15 protein-coding genes and 2 pseudogenes are annotated in these 18,896 nt (G+C 74.2%); all 17 read left to right on the top strand.

What is annotated here, in order from left to right:
- Window positions 1–102: 102 nt before the first annotated feature.
- The 17 genes and pseudogenes from AB0946_RS14130 (at window position 103) to AB0946_RS14050 (ending at window position 18,851) form a co-directional block, all read left to right on the top strand.
- Window positions 103–951, top strand: coding sequence for a helix-turn-helix transcriptional regulator (locus AB0946_RS14130; RefSeq protein ID WP_366760838.1), 849 nt, complete (start codon window positions 103–105; stop codon window positions 949–951).
- Window positions 952–1,615: 664 nt separating this feature from the next.
- A complete protein-coding gene (locus tag AB0946_RS14125) occupies window positions 1,616–1,945 on the top strand; it encodes a TcmI family type II polyketide cyclase (protein ID WP_366760836.1) in 330 nt (109 codons plus the stop codon).
- The gene (locus AB0946_RS14120; protein WP_366760835.1) at window positions 1,942–3,213 is read left to right on the top strand and encodes a beta-ketoacyl-[acyl-carrier-protein] synthase family protein; all 1,272 of its coding nucleotides are present in this window, start codon (window positions 1,942–1,944) and stop codon (window positions 3,211–3,213) included. The genes AB0946_RS14125 and AB0946_RS14120 overlap by 4 nt, the downstream gene beginning before the upstream one ends.
- On the top strand, window positions 3,210–4,427 hold the full coding sequence (locus tag AB0946_RS14115; protein ID WP_366760833.1) for a ketosynthase chain-length factor: 1,218 nt from the start codon (window positions 3,210–3,212) through the stop codon (window positions 4,425–4,427). The genes AB0946_RS14120 and AB0946_RS14115 overlap by 4 nt, the downstream gene beginning before the upstream one ends.
- A 90-nt stretch (window positions 4,428–4,517) precedes the next feature.
- On the top strand, window positions 4,518–4,787 hold the full coding sequence (locus AB0946_RS14110; RefSeq protein ID WP_366760832.1) for an acyl carrier protein: 270 nt from the start codon (window positions 4,518–4,520) through the stop codon (window positions 4,785–4,787).
- A gap of 12 nt (window positions 4,788–4,799) precedes the next feature.
- Window positions 4,800–5,624 carry a 3-oxoacyl-ACP reductase FabG gene (gene fabG, locus AB0946_RS14105; RefSeq protein ID WP_366760831.1) on the top strand — a complete coding sequence of 275 codons (825 nt, stop codon included), beginning with the start codon at window positions 4,800–4,802 and terminating at the stop codon, window positions 5,622–5,624.
- 83 nt (window positions 5,625–5,707) lie between these two features.
- A complete protein-coding gene (locus AB0946_RS14100) occupies window positions 5,708–6,640 on the top strand; it encodes an aromatase/cyclase (RefSeq protein WP_366760830.1) in 933 nt (310 codons plus the stop codon).
- Between the two features lie 2 nt (window positions 6,641–6,642).
- Window positions 6,643–8,079 (top strand): FAD-dependent monooxygenase, encoded by a 1,437-nt coding sequence (locus AB0946_RS14095; protein ID WP_366760829.1) that lies wholly within the window; start codon window positions 6,643–6,645, stop codon window positions 8,077–8,079.
- The gene (locus tag AB0946_RS14090) at window positions 8,070–8,750 is read left to right on the top strand and encodes an antibiotic biosynthesis monooxygenase (RefSeq protein ID WP_366760828.1); all 681 of its coding nucleotides are present in this window, start codon (window positions 8,070–8,072) and stop codon (window positions 8,748–8,750) included. Before AB0946_RS14095 ends, AB0946_RS14090 begins: the two co-directional genes overlap by 10 nt.
- 13 nt (window positions 8,751–8,763) lie before the next feature.
- A complete protein-coding gene (locus tag AB0946_RS14085) occupies window positions 8,764–10,302 on the top strand; it encodes an FAD-dependent monooxygenase (RefSeq protein WP_366760827.1) in 1,539 nt (512 codons plus the stop codon).
- On the top strand, window positions 10,302–11,516 hold the full coding sequence (gene metK, locus AB0946_RS14080; RefSeq protein ID WP_366761091.1) for a methionine adenosyltransferase: 1,215 nt from the start codon (window positions 10,302–10,304) through the stop codon (window positions 11,514–11,516). Before AB0946_RS14085 ends, metK begins: the two co-directional genes overlap by 1 nt.
- Window positions 11,513–12,472 (top strand): annotated as a pseudogene (locus AB0946_RS14075) (carbohydrate kinase family protein); the annotation flags it as partial. The gene metK and the pseudogene AB0946_RS14075, both read left to right, overlap by 4 nt.
- Window positions 12,473–13,323: 851 nt before the next feature.
- Window positions 13,324–14,163, top strand: a pseudogene (locus tag AB0946_RS14070) (alpha/beta fold hydrolase).
- 64 nt (window positions 14,164–14,227) lie between these two features.
- Window positions 14,228–14,731, top strand: a complete 504-nt coding sequence (locus tag AB0946_RS14065) for a nuclear transport factor 2 family protein (protein ID WP_366760826.1) — start codon at window positions 14,228–14,230, stop codon at window positions 14,729–14,731.
- 207 nt (window positions 14,732–14,938) lie between these two features.
- Entirely contained in the window at window positions 14,939–15,961 is a 1,023-nt protein-coding gene (locus AB0946_RS14060) for a methyltransferase (RefSeq protein ID WP_366760825.1), read from the top strand.
- Window positions 15,962–16,049: 88 nt separating this feature from the next.
- Window positions 16,050–16,970, top strand: a complete 921-nt coding sequence (locus AB0946_RS14055) for an LLM class flavin-dependent oxidoreductase (RefSeq protein WP_366760824.1) — start codon at window positions 16,050–16,052, stop codon at window positions 16,968–16,970.
- Between the two features lie 261 nt (window positions 16,971–17,231).
- Entirely contained in the window at window positions 17,232–18,851 is a 1,620-nt protein-coding gene (locus tag AB0946_RS14050) for an ABC transporter substrate-binding protein (protein ID WP_366760823.1), read from the top strand.
- The last annotated feature ends 45 nt before the right edge of the window (window positions 18,852–18,896 follow it).

The following is an 18,896-nucleotide window of genomic DNA, read 5'->3' as shown; positions in this document are numbered from 1 at the left end:
GCACTCCACGGTGGCGGACGGGCCGCGGAGGAGGGAGGCCGGGCGGAGGGTGGTAGTGGCAGGGCCACGATCCGCCGGGGCGACGGGTGTTACGTTCGCGGGATGAGCGACAACGAGCTCGGCCTCTTCCTGCGGCTGCGCCGGGAAGCCGTGACACCGGCCGAGGTGGGACTGCCCGTCGGGCCGCGCCGTCGTACGCCGGGGCTGCGCCGCGCGGAACTGGCGACGCTGGCCGGGGTGAGCGTCGAGTACGTGACCAGGCTGGAGCAGGGGCGGGACCGCAGGCCCTCGGTGCAGGTGCTGGCTGCCCTGGCGGACGCGCTGCTGCTCACCCCCGGTGAACGGGTCCATCTGCACCGGCTCGCCAAGGGGGCCGACCCCGGCTTCAGCTGCCGGGGCGGGGCGGGACCGAACAGGGCGGTCAGGCCCACGGTGCGGGCGCTGCTGGAGCGGCTGGAACCGGCGCCCGCCGTGCTGGTGAACCGGCTGAGCGAGATCCTGGCCTGCACGGACGGGTACCGGCGGCTGGCCGAACCGCTCGGCCTGCTGGACGGCGTCCGGCCCAGCCTCGCCCGCTTCGTCTTCACCGACCCGCGGGCGCGCTCGGTGTACCCGGACTGGGACACGGTCGCCGACCAGCAGGTCGCGGCCCTCAAACAGGGACCGGGGCAGACCGACGTGCATGTCGGCGCGCTCATGGACGAGTTGACGGTGTCCTCCGGGGAGCCCTTCGCCGGCCGGCTGCGGACGCTGCCGGGGCTGCCGCGGGCCAACGGGGTGGTGCGCATGGTCCACCCGCACGTGGGCGAGGTGCGGCTGGCGTACGAGACGCTGGGGCTGCCCGCCGACGACGACCAGCACCTCGTCGTCCACCTGCCGGCCGACGACGCGAGCGCCGCCGCGCTGGACCGCCTCACCGGCCGTCGCCCGGGCGCCCTCCGGGTGGTCTGAGCGGTACACCGGCAGCCGCGTCGACGAGCCGAGCGCACCCGGGCGAGCCCGGGTCGACCCCGGACTCCGGCCGACCAGGACGCGCGGCTCGGTGCTTCCGGCAGGCGCGGCACCCTGGCCCCTGCCGCGCTTCCGGCATCTGCCGACCGCGTCGGCACATCGGGCACCACGGCACTTCCGCCCCCTCCGCCACCCAGGCCCCCTCGCACCGCCCCGCTCATCCCGCTGACGCCGCTCCGCCCCACCGCCCGGCGCCCGCCGCGGAGATGACGCGGGTCGTCGCTGCCGACGGCCGGCCTCACGCACTCCTCGGCGATCCCCGTCCCGGCCCGGCCACCGGCCCGGCCGCGCGCCTCCCCGGTCGCAACCCACGGCACCGTCATGCCCGTCGCCACCGGCGAACCGGCACTCGCGCGACGCTCGTCTGACGTTCCCCTGTCCTTCCCGCCCGTTCCTGCGCAACCCGTGCACAAGATGACGCAGTCCTGAACAGGCGCACCTTGATCGGCTGTCGGCGGCCGAAGAGTCTTGAAGCCGGGAAACGGGACACCGCTCCTCACCCGCCGCCGGCCCCGACACCGGACCGGCCCCGTACGTCCGGCCCCGCACACCTCGCCCGCGCACGTCCGCCGTCCGGCATGCCCGTACCGAAGGAGTGTCACGTATGCACAGCACGCTGATCGTCGCCCGTATGGCGCCCGAGGCCAGTACCGAGGTGGCGCAGCTGTTCACCGCGTTCGACTCGACCGAGATGCCACACCTGATGGGGACACGGCGCCGTCAGCTGTTCACGTACCGGGGACTGTACTTCCACCTCCAGGACTTCGACGCCGCCGACGGCGGGGAGCGGATCCAACACGCCCGCAACGACCCCCGGTTCGTCGGCATCAGCAACGACCTCAAGCCGTTCATCGAGGCCTACGACCCCGCCACCTGGCGCTCCCCGGCCGACGCGATGGCCTCCCGCTTCTACTCCTGGGAGGCCTCCGCATGACGGCGCGCCGCGTGGTCGTCACGGGCGTGGAGGTCCTCGCGCCCGGCGGGATCGGCACGAAGGACTTCTGGAACCTGCTCAGCGAGGGCCGGACCGCGACCCGGCGCATCACCTTCTTCGACCCCACGCCGTTCCGCTCCCGCGTGGCCGCGGAGATCGACTTCGACCCCTACGCCCACGGACTGACCCCGCAGGAGGTCCGGCGGATGGACCGGGCCGCCCAGTTCGCCGTGGTCGCGGCGCGCGGCGCGGTCGACGACAGCGGGATCGACCTGACGGCGCTGGACCCCCACCGGGTCGGGGTCACGATCGGCAGTGCCGTCGGCGCGACGACCGGACTCGACGCGGAGTACCGGGTGGTGAGCGACGGCGGGCGGCTCGACCTGGTCGACCACACCTACGCCGTGCCCCACCTGTACGACCACTTCGTCCCCAGTTCGTTCGCCGCCGAGGTGGCCTGGGCCGTCGGCGCGGAGGGGCCGGGCACCGTGGTGTCCACCGGATGCACCTCGGGCATCGACTCCGTGGGCCACGCCGCCGAACTGATCCGGGAGGGCTCGGCGGACGTGATGGTGGCGGGGTCGTCGGACGCGCCGATCTCCCCGATCACCATGGCCTGCTTCGACGCCATCAAGGCCACCACCCCCCGCTCCGACGATCCGGCCACCGCCTCGCGCCCCTTCGACAAGACCCGCAACGGATTCGTGCTGGGCGAGGGCGCCGCCGTCTTCGTCCTGGAGGAGCTGGAGAGCGCGCGCCGCCGTGGCGCCCACGTCTACGCGGAGATCGCCGGCTACGCGACCCGCAGCAACGCCTACCACATGACGGGCCTGCGCCCCGACGGCGCGGAGATGGCGGAGGCGATCCGCGTCGCCCTGGACGAGGCCCGGCTCAACCCGGACGACATCGACTACGTCAACGCCCACGGTTCGGGCACCCGGCAGAACGACCGGCACGAGACAGCCGCCTTCAAGCGCAGCCTCGGCGACCACGCCCACCGGACCCCGGTCAGCTCCATCAAGTCGATGATCGGGCACTCGCTCGGCGCGATCGGCTCCCTGGAGATCGCCGCCTCGGTCCTGGCCATGGAGTACGACGTGGTGCCGCCCACCGCCAACCTGCACACCCCCGACCCGGAGTGCGACCTCGACTACGTCCCGCTGCACGCCCGGGACCAGCTGACCGACGTGGTGCTCACGGTGGGCAGCGGATTCGGCGGCTTCCAGAGCGCGATGGTGCTCGCCGAGCCGGGACGGAGGCGGATGTGACCGGCACCGCGGTGGTCACGGGTCTGGGCGTCGCCTCGCCCAACGGACTGGGCACGCCCGCGTACTGGGCGGCCACCCTGGCCGGCCGCAGCGGCATCGGCCGGATCACCCGCTTCGACCCCGGCCGCTACCCGGCCCGGCTGGCCGGTGAGATCAGCGGCTTCGTGGCCGAGGACCATCTGCCGAGCCGGCTGATCCCGCAGACCGACCGGATGACCCGGATCGCCCTGGCCGCCGCCGACTGGGCCCTCGCCGACGCGGGGGTGCGCCCCGGCGAACTGCCCGAGTTCGACATGGGCGTGGTCACGGCGAGCGCCTCCGGAGGCTTCGAGTTCGGCCAGAACGAACTGCGCAAACTGTGGAGCCAGGGCAGCCAGTACGTGTCCGCGTACCAGTCGTTCGCCTGGTTCTACGCCGTCAACAGCGGCCAGATCTCCATCCGCAACGGCATGAAGGGGCCCAGCGGCGTCGTCGTCGGCGACCAGGCCGGGGGCATCGACGCCCTCGCGCAGGCCCGCCGGCAGATCCGCCGGGGCACCAGGCTGGTCGTCTCCGGCGCGGTGGACGCCTCCCTGTGCCCGTGGGGCTGGGTCGCCCAGCTCGCGGGCGGCAGACTGAGCACCGCCGACGACCCCGACCGGGCCTACCTGCCCTTCGACCGGGCGGCGCGCGGGCACGTACCCGGCGAGGGCGGTGCCCTCCTCGTCCTGGAGGAGGCGCAGGCGGCCCGCGCCCGGGGCGCGCACGTCTACGGCGAGGTCGCCGGGTACGGCGCCACCCTCGACCCGAAGCCGGGCTCGGGACGTCCGCCCGGACTGCGCAAGGCCGTCGAGACCGCCCTGGCCGACGCGGGGACGGACCCCGCCGACGTGGACGTCGTCTTCGCCGACGCGGCCGGCGACCCCGGCCTCGACCGGGCGGAGGCGGAGGCCCTCACCGCCGTCTTCGGCCCCCGGGGCGTCCCCGTGACCGCTCCGAAGACCATGACCGGACGCCTGTACTCCGGCGGGGCCCCGCTCGACGTGGCCGCCGCCCTGCTCGCCATCCGGGACGGCGTCGTACCGCCCACCGTGCACAGCGATCCGGCGCCGGAGTACGACCTCGACCTCGTCCTGGACCGGCCGCGCACCCTGCCCGTGCGCACCGCCCTCGTGCTGGCCCGCGGCCAGGGCGGCTTCAACTCCGCCCTGGTGGTCCGCCGCGCCGCCCGTTAGCCGCGCCGGTCCACCGACCCCATGACGCTCCTCACCCCGCGTTCCGCCTCCCATCCGAGTCCCGCCTCCCACCCCCCGAAAGGACCCTTGGTGGCCACCGACGTTTTCACCCCCGACGCGCTGCGGCGCATCCTGCTGGAAGCCGCCGGCGCCGACGAGGCCGTCGACCTGGACGGCGACATCCTCGACACCGACTTCACGGCCCTGGGCTACGAGTCCCTGGCCCTGCTGGAGACGGTCGGCCGGATCGAGCGGGAGTACGGCGTCTCGCTCGACGACGACGTGCTCTCCGAAGCCCCCACCCCCCGGACCCTGGTCGACCTCGTCAACGAGCGGCTGTCGGCCGCCCGGGCCGCCTGAAAGGGGATCACCATGACGACCGAGACGACCGAGACGAGCGCGCATCCCCGGACACCCGGGCCGACCGCGCCGGTCGCGCTCGTGACCGGCGGTACCAGCGGCATCGGACTGGCCGTGGTCCGGCTGCTGGCCGCCGGCGGACACCGTGTGTTCCTCGCGGCCCGCGACGCCGGCCGGGTCGCCGCGACCGTGAAGGAACTGACCGCCCAGGGACTGGAGGTGGACGGCACCGCCTGCGACGTCCGGGACCGGGCCGCCGTGGAGCACCTGGTCCGGGCCGCCGTGGACCGCTTCGGCAGCATCGACGTCCTCGTCAACAACGCGGGCCGGTCCGGCGGCGGCGTCACCGCCGACATCGAGGACGCGCTGTGGGAGGACGTCCTGGAGACCAACCTCACCAGTGTCTTCCGGGTCACCAGGGAGGTGCTCAATGCCGGCGGCCTGCGGCACAAGTCCCGGGGCCGGATCATCAACATCGCCTCCACCGCGGGCAAGCAGGGCGTGGTCCTCGGCGCCCCCTACTCCGCCTCCAAGCACGGAGTGGTCGGCTTCACCAAGGCACTGGGCAACGAACTCGCGCCCACCGGCATCACCGTGAACGCGGTGTGCCCCGGCTACGTCGAGACGCCGATGGCCCAGCGGGTGCGCCAGGGATACGCCGCCGCCTACGACACGACCGAGGAGCAGATCCTCGAGAAGTTCCGCGCGAAGATCCCCCTCGGCCGCTACTCCACCCCCGAGGAGGTCGCCGGGCTGGTGGGCTACCTGGTCTCCGACAGCGCCGCCTCCATCACCGCGCAGGCGCTCAACGTCTGCGGCGGACTCGGCAACTTCTGACCCGGCCCCGGGACACCGCCGCACCCCTCACGCGCCGGGCCCCGCGCCCCCGTACCCACCGCATCCGCCGAGGAGACACCGCCATGACGACCCGCGAGGTCGAGCACGAGATCACCGTCGGCGCGCCCGCGCCCGCCGTCTACCGGCTGCTGGCCGACGTCGCCCAGTGGCCCCGTATCTTCCCGCCCACCCTCCACGTCGACCAGGTGGAGCGCGGCGGGACCGAGGAACGCATCCGCATCTGGGCGACCGCGGGAGAAGGCGCGAAGAGCTGGACGTCCCGCCGCACGCTCGACGCGGACGCGCTGCGCATCACCTTCCGCCAGGAGATCACCGCACCGCCGGTGGCCGCGATGGGCGGCACCTGGATCATCGAACCCGTCACCGACGACACCGCCCGGGTACGGCTGCTGCACGACTACCGCGCCGTCGACGACGACCCCGACTCCCTCGCCTGGATCGACCGCGCCGTCGACCACAACAGCCGCACCGAACTGGCCGCGCTCAAGGACAACCTCGAACGCGCCCACGCACACCAGGAGCTGACCTTCTCCTTCACCGACAGCGTGACCGTCGCCGGCGCCGCCAAGGACGTGTACGACTTCGTCAACGACGCGGGGCTGTGGCCCGAACGGCTGCCGCACGTCGCCTCCGCCCGCCTGACCGAGGACACCCCCGGGCTGCAGACCCTGGAGATGGACACGCGGGCCAAGGACGGCTCCACGCACACCACCAAGTCGTACCGGGTGACCTTCCCGCACCACCGCATCGCCTACAAACAGGTCACCCTGCCCGCCCTGCTGACCCTGCACACCGGGCTGTGGACCTTCGAGGAGTCCCCGCAGGGCACGGTCGCCTCCTCCCGGCACACCGTGACCCTGAACCCGGACAACCTGGCCGTGCTCGGCCCGGACGCCACCCTCGAGGACGCCCGCGCCTACGTCCGCGGCGCGCTCGGCGCCAACAGCCTCGCCACCCTCGGCCACGCCCGCGCGTACGCCGAAGGGAAGGCCTGACCGTGGCCGGGGCCCGGCTGGACACCCAGGTCGTGGTGGTGGGCGCGGGGCCCGTGGGCCTGCTGCTCGCCGGTGAACTGCGGCTCGGCGGCGCCGAGGTCGTCGTACTGGAGCGCCGGCCGGAACCCGCCACCGAGTCGCGCGCCTCCACGCTGCACGCCCGCACCATGGAGATCCTCGACAGCCGCGGTCTGCTCCCGGCCCTCGGCGACCCGCCGCGGCAGCCCCGGGGGCACTACGCGGGAATCCCCCTCGACCTCACCCTGCCCGGCCCGTACGCCGGGCAGTGGAAGGTCCCGCAGTACGACACCGAACGGCTGCTGGAGCAGTGGGCCCGCGCCCTCGGCGCCGACATCCGGCGCGGCCACGACGTGCACACCGTCACCGCGGGCGCCGCCCCCTACGTCGAGACGGCGGCCGAGGGCCCGGGCGGCGCCCTGCGGGTGCGCAGCCCGTACCTCGTCGCGTGCGACGGCGAGGACAGCACGGTCCGCCGGCTGCTGGACGCTCCCTTCCCCGGGCACGACGCCCGGCGGGAGCTGGTCCGCGCGGACGTCGCCGGCATCGACGTGCCGGACCGGCGTTTCGAGCGGCTGCCCGACGGCTTCGCGGTGGCGGCCCGCCGGGCGGACGGGGTGACCCGTGTCATGGCGCACGAGTTCGGCGTCCCGCCCCGGCCGCGCACCGGCGCACCGGAGTACGCGGAGATCGCCGAGGTGTGGAAGCGGGTGACCGGCGAGGACATCAGCGGCGGCACCCCGCTGTGGGTGAACGCCTTCGACGACACCAACCGTCAGCTCGACGCCTACCGGCACGGCCGTGTCCTGTTCGCCGGGGACGCCGCCCACCGTCAGATGCCCATCGGCGGCCAGGCGCTCAACCTCGGCCTGGCGGACGCCTTCAACCTCGGCTGGAAACTGGCCGCACACGTCACCGGCCGCGCCCACCCGGACCTGCTCGACACCTACCACCTCGAACGGCACCAGGTGGGCCGGCGCGTCCTGGCCGGCATCCGCGCCCAGGCGCTGCTGCTGCTCGGCGGCCCCGAGGTGCAGCCGTTGCGTGAGCTGATGACCGAACTGATCGCCCTGGAGCCCGTGCGCGCCCACCTCGCCGGACTCGTCAGCGGCCTCGACGTCCGGTACGACGTCGGCGGCCCCGCCCACCCCCTGCTGGGGGCACGCCTGCCGCACCTGGCCCTCGACACCCCCGGCGGGCGCACCAGCACCACCGAACTGCTCCGGGCCGGCCACGGACTGCGGCTCGGCGGGCCGCACGGCGGCCCGGGCCCCGGCGCCGACGGCCCCGTGCTGGTACGCCCCGACGGCCACGTCGTACGGGCCGGGCCGGAGCGGGCCGACGACGAGGCGACGGCACGCGCCCGCTGGTTCCCGGCCGGCGCGACCCTCCCCACCACGGAAGGAACACCATGCCCCTGATCCAGCCCGACGACGGCCACCTCACCGTCTTCAACCTCTTCGAGACCGACACCCGCGCCCTCCAGGACGACGTGCTCGACGCGATGCGCGACATCATCGACCACGCGGACTACCCGGGCTGGATCTCCTCCACCCTGCACGCCGGCATCGACAGCCCCGGCACCGCCAACTACATCCAGTGGCGCAGCCTCGCCGACCTCGAAGCCCGCTACCAGGGCCAGAAGTTCCAGCAGAAGACCGTGCCCCAGTTCCACCGACTGGCACGGACCGTACGCCTGTTGAAGACCGAGCTGGAGTTCACCCAGCACCACCCGGGGCTGGGCGACGGCATAGAGATCTCGCCCGACCGGGACGACTACACCGTCCTGATCGTCCTCGACACCACCCCCGACCGGCAGAAGGAACTCCTCCACACCCTCGCCAAGCCCGACGAGTGGATCACCACCGTGCCCGGCTACCGCTCCCACACCTACTTCCGCGGCCTGGACGGCACCTTCGTCGTCAACTATGCGCAGTGGGACAGCAAGGAGCTGTACGACGCCTTCCACCACCTCCCCGAGGAGCAACGCCCTGCGGACGTCCGCGCCGGACGCGTCCGCGCCCGGGAACTGGTCACCGGACGCCAGGCCAACACCTACCGGGTCACCCACTCGCGTTCCGCGACGGGCTGAGGGAGGCGCGGCCATGGACACGGACGTCATCGTCGTCGGCGCCGGGCCGACCGGTCTGATGCTCGCCGGCGAACTGCGCCTGGGCGGCGCCCGGGTGACCGTCGTCGAACGGCTCGCCGCACCGACCGGGCAGTCCCGCGGCCTCGGATTCACCGCCCGCGCCATGGAGGTCTTCGACCAACGTGGCCTGCTGCCCCGCTTCGGCCGCGGCCCGGTCCCGCCGATCAGCCCGGTGGGCCACTTCGGCGGCGTCCGGTTCGACTACACGGTCCTGGAGGGTGCCCACTTCGGGGCCCGCGACATCCCGCAGTCCGAGACGGAGGCCGTGCTGGAGGAGTGGGCCACGGAACGGGGGGCGGACGTCCGGCGGGGCCGGGAACTGACCGGCCTCACCGCGGACGACACGGGCGTCGAGGCCGTCCTGCGCACCCCGGCCGGCACCGAACGGCTCCGCGCCGCCTACCTGGTGGGCTGCGACGGCGGCCACAGCACCGTCCGGGACCTGGCCGGCTTCGGCTTCCCGGGCACCCCCGCCACCCGCGTGATGTACCTCGCCGACGTCGCCGGCCGCGCCCTGCGCCCCCGGCCGCTGGGCGAACGGCTGCCGAACGGCATGGTGATGGCCGCACCACTCGGTGACGGCGCGGACCGGATCATCGTCTGCCCGCACGGCTCCCCGCCGGACGCCCGCACCGGACCGGCCGGCTTCCCCGAGGTCGCCGCCGCCTGGCGGCACATCACCGGCGAGGACATCAGCGACGGCCACGCCACCTGGGTCAGCTCCTTCACCGACGCCACCCGGCAGGCCGACCGCTACCGGCGCGGCCGCGTCCTGCTCGCCGGGGACGCCGCCCACATCCACCTGCCCGCCGGCGGCCAGGGCCTGAGCACCGGGGTGCAGGACGCCGTCAACCTGGGCTGGAAACTGGCCGCCGTGGCACGCGGCACCGCGCCGGAGTCCCTGCTCGACACCTACGACGACGAACGGCGCCCGGTCGGCGCACGGCTGCTGATGAACACCCGCGCCCAGGGCCTGATCTTCCTCGGCGGTGCCGAGGCGGACCCGCTGCGCGACCTGTTCACCGAACTGCTGGAGTACGACGACGTCAAACGCCATCTGGCGGGCATCGTCAGCGGACTCGACGTCCGCTACCCGGCCGGCCCCGGCCACCACCCGCTGCTCGGCCGCCGCGTCGGACACCGCGAACTCGTAGGAGCGGCGGGCGGCACCAGCACCACCGAACTGCTCCACCCGGCGCGCGGCGTCCTGCTCGACCTGGCCGGCGAACCCGCCGTCCGGGCCGCCGCCACCGGCTTCTCCGACCGGGTCACGGTGGCCACCGCCGTGCCCAAACCCGTGGACGGCACCGACCCCCTCGCGGGCACCACCGCGCTGCTCGTCCGGCCCGACGGCCACGTCGCCTGGGCGGCACCCGGCACCGGCGATCCGGCGGCCGGCCTCCAGGACGCGCTGCGGACGTGGTTCGGCCCGCCCCGCGCCCCCGCCGAGACCTCCCCGACCTCCCCGACCTCCCCGACCAAGGACGCATGATGGCCTCACGCCTGTTCACCTCGGAGTCCGTGACCGAGGGTCACCCCGACAAGATCGCCGACCAGATCAGCGACACCGTCCTCGACGCGCTCCTGCGCGAGGACCCGTCCTCCCGGGTCGCCGTGGAGACGCTGATCACGACCGGCCTGGTGCACGTGGCCGGCGAGGTGACGACGAAGGCGTACGCGGACATCGCGTCGCTGGTGCGCGAGAAGATCCTGGAGATCGGCTACGACTCCTCGAAGAAGGGCTTCGACGGCGCCTCCTGCGGCGTCTCCGTGTCCCTCGGCGCGCAGTCCCCGGACATCGCCCAGGGCGTGGACACCGCGTACGAGAGCCGGGTCGGGGCTGCCCGCGGGGACGACGAACTGGACCGCCAGGGCGCGGGCGACCAGGGCCTGATGTTCGGCTACGCGACGGACGAGACCCCGGAGCTGATGCCGCTGCCCATCCGGCTCGCCCACCGGCTCTCCCACCGCCTGACCGCCGTACGCCGCGACGGGACGGCCCCCTACCTGCGGCCGGACGGCAAGACGCAGGTCACCGTCGAGTACGACGGCGACCGCGCCGTGCGCCTGGACACGGTCGTGGTCTCCGCACAGCACGCGAGCGACATCGATCTGGAGGGGCAACTCGCCCCGGACGTGCGGCGGTTCGTCGTCGAGCCGGAGCTTGAGGCACTGGCGGAGGACGGCATCAAGCTGGACACCGCCGGCTACCGGCTGCTGGTCAACCCGACCGGGCGCTTCGAGATCGGCGGGCCGATGGGCGACGCCGGCCTGACCGGCCGGAAGATCATCATCGACACCTACGGCGGCATGGCCCGGCACGGCGGCGGCGCCTTCTCCGGCAAGGACCCGTCCAAGGTGGACCGCTCGGCGGCCTACGCGATGCGCTGGGTGGCGAAGAACGTGGTCGCGGCGGGCCTGGCCTCCCGCTGCGAGGTCCAGGTCGCCTACGCCATCGGCAAGGCCGAGCCGGTGGGTCTGTTCGTCGAGACCTTCGGCACCGGGACCGTACCGGTGGCACGCCTCCAGGCCGCCCTCACCGAGGTCTTCGACCTGCGCCCGGCCGCGATCATCCGCGACCTCGACCTGCTCCGCCCGATCTACGCCCGCACGGCGGCCTACGGCCACTTCGGCCGCGAGCTGCCCGAGTTCACCTGGGAGCGGACCGACCGGGTGGACGCGCTGCGCGCGGCGGCCGGCCGGTGAGCGGGCCGCGGCGCGTCCTGGTCACCGGTTCCGTCGCCACCGACCACCTCATGGCGTACCGGGGACGCTTCGCCGAACAGATCGTCCCCGACCGGCTGGACCGCGTCTCGCTGTCCTTCCTCGCGGACACGCTGGAGGTCCGCCCCGGGGGAGTGGCCGCCAACATCGCGCTCGGACTGGCCCGGCTGGGACTCTCGCCGGTGCTCGCCGCGGCCGCCGGGCGGGACTTCGGCCCGTACGGGAGCCGGTTGCGGGACGAGGGCGTGGAGACGGGGGCCGTACGCGTCAGCGACACCCTGCACACCGCGCGCTTCGTGTGCACCACGGACACCGAGCAGAACCAGATCGCCACGTTCTACGCCGGGGCGATGGCCGAGGCGCGGTACATCCGGATCGCCGACGTCAGCGCCCGCCACGGTCCCTTCGGCATGGCCCTGATCGGCCCGGACGACCCCCGCGCGATGCTGCTGCACACCGGGGCGTGCCGCCGGCAGGGCATCCCGTTCGCCGCGGACCCCTCGCAGCAACTGGCCGTACTGGACCGGGAACAGACCCGGAGCCTGGTCACCGGATCGCGGTTCCTGTTCACCAACGAGTACGAGGCCGCCCTGCTCCAGGAGCGCACGGGCTGGACGCACCAGCAGGTCCTGGACCGCACCGGCACCTGGATCGTCACGCGCGGCGCCGACGGCGTCGACCTCACCGGCGCCGGACACCCACCGCTGCACGTCCCCGCGGTTCCCCCGGGGGCACCGGGGGAACCCACCGGCGTGGGCGACGGCTTCCGGGCCGGATTCCTCGCCGCGACCGCGTGGGGACGGCCGCCGCGCGACGCGGCCCGGCTGGGCTGCGCACTCGCCACGGTCGTGCTGGAGACCGTCGGCCCCCAGCAGTACGTCCTCGGCCCCGATGACCTCGGCCGGCGCCTGCGGCATGCCTACGGCCCTGCCGCGGCACGGGCGCTCACCCCCTGGCTCAACCGCCTCGGCGGAGACACGGGCTCCCTCCGGGGCGGCGACCGGCACGCCGGCGGTGACACCGGTTCGGACCGGGACGGGGGCAGGCATGCCGCCGGTGACACGGGTTCCGACGCGGCCGGGGACCGGTGGGCCGATGAGGAGACGCGTTCCAGCCGGGAAGGTGGCCGGCGCAACCGCTTTGGCGCGGGCTCCGGCCGGCGTGCCGACCAGGGCGGGCGTTCCGTCGGGGGTGGAGACCGGCGTGCCGATGAGGAGATGCGGCCCTACCGGCGTGCTGACGCGGGCGGGCGTTCCGTCCAGGGCGGGGGCCGGCGTGCCGGCGCGGGCACCGGCTCCGGCCGGCGCGCTGACCAGGACACGCCTGCCGTTCGACTCGCGAACGAGGGGACGCGTTCCCTCCGGGGCGCGAGCGAGGGCACGCGTGCCGTCCGGAGCGACGGCCGGCTCGCCGGAGGTGGCCCGCGCCCCGTTCCGGGCGGGGGCACCGGGCGGGAGCGGCCGGCCGACGCGGGGCACACGGCGCCGGCCGGCGGGTCCGGCCGCGGCCCCGTGCTCCCCGCCCTGCCCGGTGGGCTGGTGCCCTGGGCCGGGAACATCGGCGCGGCCGGAGCGGGCGGCGGCGAAGGCGCCGGGCGGCCCGCCGCCACGGGCGACCGGACCGGCACCCCCGGTCCCCGTCCGGCCGGCGGATCCGTCCGGCCGCGGTCCGGGCGGCCCGCAGGCGGCGCACCGTCCCCCGGGACGGCCGCCGCCGGGGGAGCGGCGTGAGCCGGGCGACCGTCGCCGCCGGCCGGGCGGCGACGGCACCGGCACCCGTGTCCAGGGGCGTGCGCCGCATCGAGCTGGACGCGGCCGGCACCGTCCTGTCCGCCCTGCTGAGCGAACCCGCGCGCGGTGCGCCGCGGGCGACCGTCGTCGCCGTCCACGGTGGCGGTCTGCGCGCCGGCTACTTCGACGGGCAGGCCCATCCGGACGTGTCCCTGCTGACCCTCGGCGCCCGGCTCGGCTGCTCCGTGCTCGCCGTCGACCGCCCCGGTTACGGCCGGTCGGCGGCACAGCTGCCCGCCGGGCTGCCGCTGGCCACGTAGTCCGTACTGCTGCGGGCGGCCCTCGACGACTTCACGGCCCGGCACCCGGCCGGCGCGGGCCTGTTCCTGCTCGGCCACTCCTTCGGCGGGAAACTCGTCCTGCGGGCCGCCGCCGACGGATTTCCGGCGCTCGGCCTGGACGTCTCCGGGTGCGGCCACCGCCCCGCCGTACCGCTCACCGCCCCGCGGGCGCACCACGGGGCCCCGGCATGGACCCGGTACTGGGGGCCGCCCGGCCTCTACCCCCCGGGCACGTTCCGCGCGTGCGAGGCCCTGACGGCGCCGGTGCCCTCCCAGGAGGCGGCGGAACTCCCGCACTGGCCACGGTACTTCGACCGGATCGCACCGCTGGTCAGGGCCCCGGTGCGGCTGACCTTCGCCGAGCACGAGCGCTGTTGGCGGCACGGCCCGGAGGACCTGGCCGACCTGGCGGCCCGGTTCACCGGGTCCCCGCGCGTCCTGGTGGAGCGGCAGCCGGCCGCGGGCCACAACATCAGCCTGGGCTGGGCGGCCCGCCCCTACCACCTGCGCGCCCTGGCCTTCCTGGAGGACTGCGTCACCCGTTCCGCACCACGCTGACCCCCTGCCGCACACCGTCGTACGCCCGCAGACACCCGACCCCGCCCCTTCGGAAGGGAACGCCATGTCCACCGCCTCCGTCCCCGCCTCCACCGCCCTGTCCGCGGAACTGCGGGAGCTGCGCGGCCAGGTGCGGCTGCTCGCCGACCGCGCCGAACTCACCGCCCTGGCCGACCGCTACCTCGCCCACCTCGACCACGACCGGGACCGCGACGACTGGTTCGGCTCGGTGTTCACCGAGGACGCCCACCTGGTCTTCCCGATGGGCGAGTACCGGGGGAGCGCCGGACTCGCCCAGTTCCAGCAGCTGGCCCGCACCACCTTCGAACGGACCCACCACCAGGGAACCAACTACGCCGTCGACATCGACGGTGACCGCGCCCTCATCCGGGCCCACCTCACGGCCGTCCACGTCGAACGGGCCGCGGAACCCGGTGCGCACTTCGACATCGGCGGCCACTACGAGGCGGAGGCCGTACGCACCCCGGACGGCTGGCGGCTGCGCCGCTTCGTCTTCGACCTCGTCTGGCACGCGGGCAGCGGCCCACTCACCAAGGGCGGCCACTGACCGCTCCACCCGGCATCCCACCGACCGCCCCACCCCGGCCGGCCGCCACCGCAGCCGTGCCCGGCCGCTCTGCGAAAACCTGACGCGAGTTCACCAAAACCTGACACAGGACCGCCTTGAACGGGCCACCCGCAGCGAAGAGGCTTCAGGTGGGACCCGTCGGGTGCGTCCCGGTCCGCTCATCCGGTACTCAGGAGGAAGTTCGTCATGCCGTCAGACACCTCCCGCCTCCCCGCACCCGCCCGCATCCTGAACCTGCTCGCCGGCGGCTGGCTCGCCCAGGCCGTGAGCGCGGTCGCCGAGCTGGGCGTCGCCGACGCGCTGGCCGACGGCCCGCGCTCCGTCCACGACCTGGCCGCCGCCACCGGCACGCACGCGCCCAGCCTCCACCGGCTGCTGCGGACCGCCGCCGACGCCGGCCTCCTCGAGGAGCTCGACGAGCAGGCCTTCGCCCTGACCGAGCTGGGGCAGGCGCTGCGCGAGGACAGCCCGGGCTCCCTGCGCAACTTCGCGATCTGGACCGGGCTGCCCGCCGAACGCCACGCCTGGACCGGGCTGGCCGACGCCGTGCGCACCGGCCGCACCGCCTTCCCCGACGTGCACGGTGCGTCGGTCTGGGACTACCTCGGCGAGCACCCCGACGTCCTCACCGTGTTCGACAAGGCCATGACCGAGGCGTCCCGGGGCATCATCGCCCCCGTCGTGGCGGCCTACGACTTCGGCGCCTTCCGTACCGTGGTCGACGTCGGCGGCGGCCGGGGCGCGCTCCTGGCCGCCGTCCTCGACGCCAACCCCGGGGTGAGCGGCACCCTCTACGACCGGCCCGAGGTGGTGTCCCAGGCCGAGGACACCCTGCGGGCCGCCGGAGTGCGCGACCGGGTACGGCTGGTCGGCGGTGACTTCTTCGACACGGTGCCCGGCGGCGGCGACGCCTACGTCCTGTCCAACATCATCCACGACTGGGACGACGAACTCTCCCGGCGCATCCTGCGCAACTGCCGTACCGCCCTCGGCGACGACGGCCGGGTGCTGCTGGTCGAGGCCGTCCTGCCGGAACGTCCCCGTCCGACCCCCACGGTCTCCCTGATGGACCTCGACATGCTCCTCGTGGCCGGCGGGAAACAGCGCACCGCGGGCGAGTTCGAGGTCCTGCTGGAGAAGTCGGGCCTGCGGCTGACGCGGATCGTCCCCGGCGGCCACTGCAGCGTGGTGGAGGCCGTAGCGGCGTAGCACACCCGCACCGGGTGCCGGCGCACGCTCCCGGCCCTTCCCCCGGCACACGTCCTGACCCATCCAGCGAAAGAGGTACGCACCAGCCATGCCAGAACGGCTCGCACGCAAACTGTGGTTCGGATACGGCCCCGGCTCGACCCTCGCCGAGGCCGACGAGATCGTGCGCGGAGTGGAGCACGCCGACCGCGCCGGACTCGACTTCTTCGCCGTGTCCGACCACCCCTACTACGGCAGCCGGCTGGAAGCGTACGCCACCCTGGGACTGCTCCTCGGCCGCACCCGCGCCATCACCGGGGTCGTCACCGTCACCAATCTGCCGACCCGGCCGGTGCCCCTGCTGGCGCGCACGCTCAGCACCCTCTCCGCGCTCGCGCAGGGCCGTGTCGTCCTCGGCATCGGAGCCGGCGGTTACTGGGACGACATCGCGAGGTTCGGTGTGCCCCGGCTGGAACCGGCCGCCGCCGTGCGCGCCCTGGAGGAGGCCATCGGCCTGGTCAGGTCGCTGTCCGGCGGCGGTGCGCCCGTCACCTTCGACGGCGAGTTCACCCGGGTGGAGGCGCTCGACCCGGCCCCCGTGCCGGCTCCGCCGGTGTGGACCGGCTCGGTCGGGCCCAGGTCGCTGGCCGTCACCGGCCGCCGGGCCGACGGCTGGATACCCGGCAACGCGGCCGACTGGCACAGCCCCCGCTACCAGGCATCGCGGCGGATCGTGGAGGAGGCCGCCGTCGCCGCGGGCCGCGACCCGGCGGACATCGCCACCATCTTCAACCTGCCGGCCCGCATCACCGACCGGCCCGTCGACGCACCACGGGACGAGACCGGACGGTGGACCGGCGGCTCCGTCCAGCAGTGGATCGACGAACTGACCGAAGCGGTGCTGGAGCACGGCGCGTCCGGCTTCGTGTTCTTCGCGGCGGGCGATCCGTCCCGCGCGAAGGGCCTGGAGCGCTGGACGCAGGAGATCGTCCCGGCCGTACGCGAAGCCGTGGCCAAGGAAGTGGGCTGACACACCCCGTACAGGAAAGCGTCCACTCCGCCGCACTCCCGGCACCCCCGGCCCGCGTTCCTCCTCCGGAGGCCACCGCGCCGGCCCGCCCGCACGAGCCCCCACGCCAGTCCCCTCCGTCCCCGCGTGAGCGCCACGTGACCGCCCCACGCGAGTCCCCCCACATGCGAGTCCCTGCACCGCGCACGCCGCGGCACCGCTCGACCAGGGCGGCGCCGCAGGCGTGCGCCGCACGTCAGTACGTCCCAGAAAGGGCCTTGGATGTCCAGAAGCCGAACCGGTCCGAGCCACTCCGACCGGCTGCCCCTCCGCCCGGCACTCGCGCTGCTCGCGCTGGCGCTCACCGCCACCGCCTGTTCCGGGGACGGCTCCGGCACCTCGGCCGGCGGCCCGGCCGGCGCACCGCGCGACGGCGGCACCCTGGTGGTCGGCGCGGAAGCCGACCCCGCCTGCCTCGACCCCCAGCAGACCGGGCAACTGGCCGCCGTGGACATCACCCGCTCCATGGTCGACACCCTCACCGACCAGGACCCCAGGACCGGCAAGATCGTGCCGTGGCTCGCCAGGTCCTGGAAGCGGAGCACCGACGGCCGCGACTTCACCTTCGTCCTGCGCGACGGCGCCACCTTCAGCGACGGCAGGCCCGTCGACGCCCAGGCTGTGAAGCTCACCTTCGACAACCTGATCAAACAGCCCGCCAACGGCGCCCCCGCCTACATACGCGGCTACCGGGGCACCACCGTCAGGGACGCGCACACCTTCACCGTCCGGTTCGACGCGCCCAACGCACAGTTCCTCCAGGCCACCTCGGGCGTCGGTCTGGGCATCCTGTCACCGGCCACCTTCGAGAAGTCCGACGCGCAGCGCTGCCGCGGCCAGTTCCACGGCTCCGGCCCGTACGTACTGGACCACTACACCGCCAACCAGGAAGTCGTCCTCAAACGGCGCAAGGACTACGCCTGGCCGTCCTCGCTGGACGACAACCGGGGCGCCGGCCACCTCGAAGAGGTGAAGTTCACCTTCGTCTCCGAGGCGGGCGCGCGTACCAGCGCCCTCAGCTCCGGACAGGTCCAGGTCGCCAAGAGCGTCCAGCCCACCGACCAGGCGCAGTTCCAGGGCAACGGCTTCCACCTGCTGTCCAAGCCCGCCCCCGGACTGGTGCCCCCGCTCTCCCTGAACCACGTCGGTGCCCTCGCCGACGAGAAGGTGCGCAAAGCGCTGCTGGTGGGCATCGACCGCGAGCAGCTCGTCGACACCGTCTTCAACTCCTCGTACAAGCCCGCCACCAGCGTCCTGGCCTCCACCACCCCCTACTACACCGACGCCGGCGACAAGCTGGGCTACGACCCGGACGGCGCCGCGCGGTTGCTGGACGAGGCGGGATGGAAGAAGGGCGAAGGCGGCATCCGGGCCAGGAACGGCAAGCGGCTCACCCTGACCTGGCTCATCCCCGCGCCGATGCCGCCGGTGGACGAGTACGTCCAGCAGCAGCTGCGCAAGCTGGGCGTGGAGGTCAGGCTCAAGGCCGTCCAGCCCGCCGCCTACGTCGAGCAGCAGCAGAAGGGGCGGTTCGACATCACCGCGGTCGCCGTGACCCGGGCCGACCCGGACGTGCTGCGGAACATCTTCTACTCCAAGGGCTCCAACCTCTGGCACCTGCCGGCGAGCCGGCTCGACACCTACCTGGAGCAGCAGGCGTCCGCGACCGACGACAAGGCCCGCCGCGAGGCCGTCACCAAGGCCACCGACTGGATCCTCGACCACGCGGACACCGTCCCGCTGTACGAGGGCTCCCTGGTGCACGGCGTGTCCGACAAGGTGCACGGCCTGACCCTGGACGCGTCGACCCGGCTGAACCTCCACGACGCGTGGCTCGGGTGACGCCGGTGCGACCTCCACACAAGGCCGGCACCGTGCCCGGCGGTG

The organism is Streptomyces sp. NPDC046870, assembly GCF_040704595.1.
Taxonomy (GTDB): Bacteria; Actinomycetota; Actinomycetes; order Streptomycetales; family Streptomycetaceae; genus Streptomyces; species Streptomyces argyrophylli.
The sequence above is the reverse complement of the archived record's forward strand: the minus strand, read 5'-3'. Positions and strand labels throughout refer to the sequence as shown.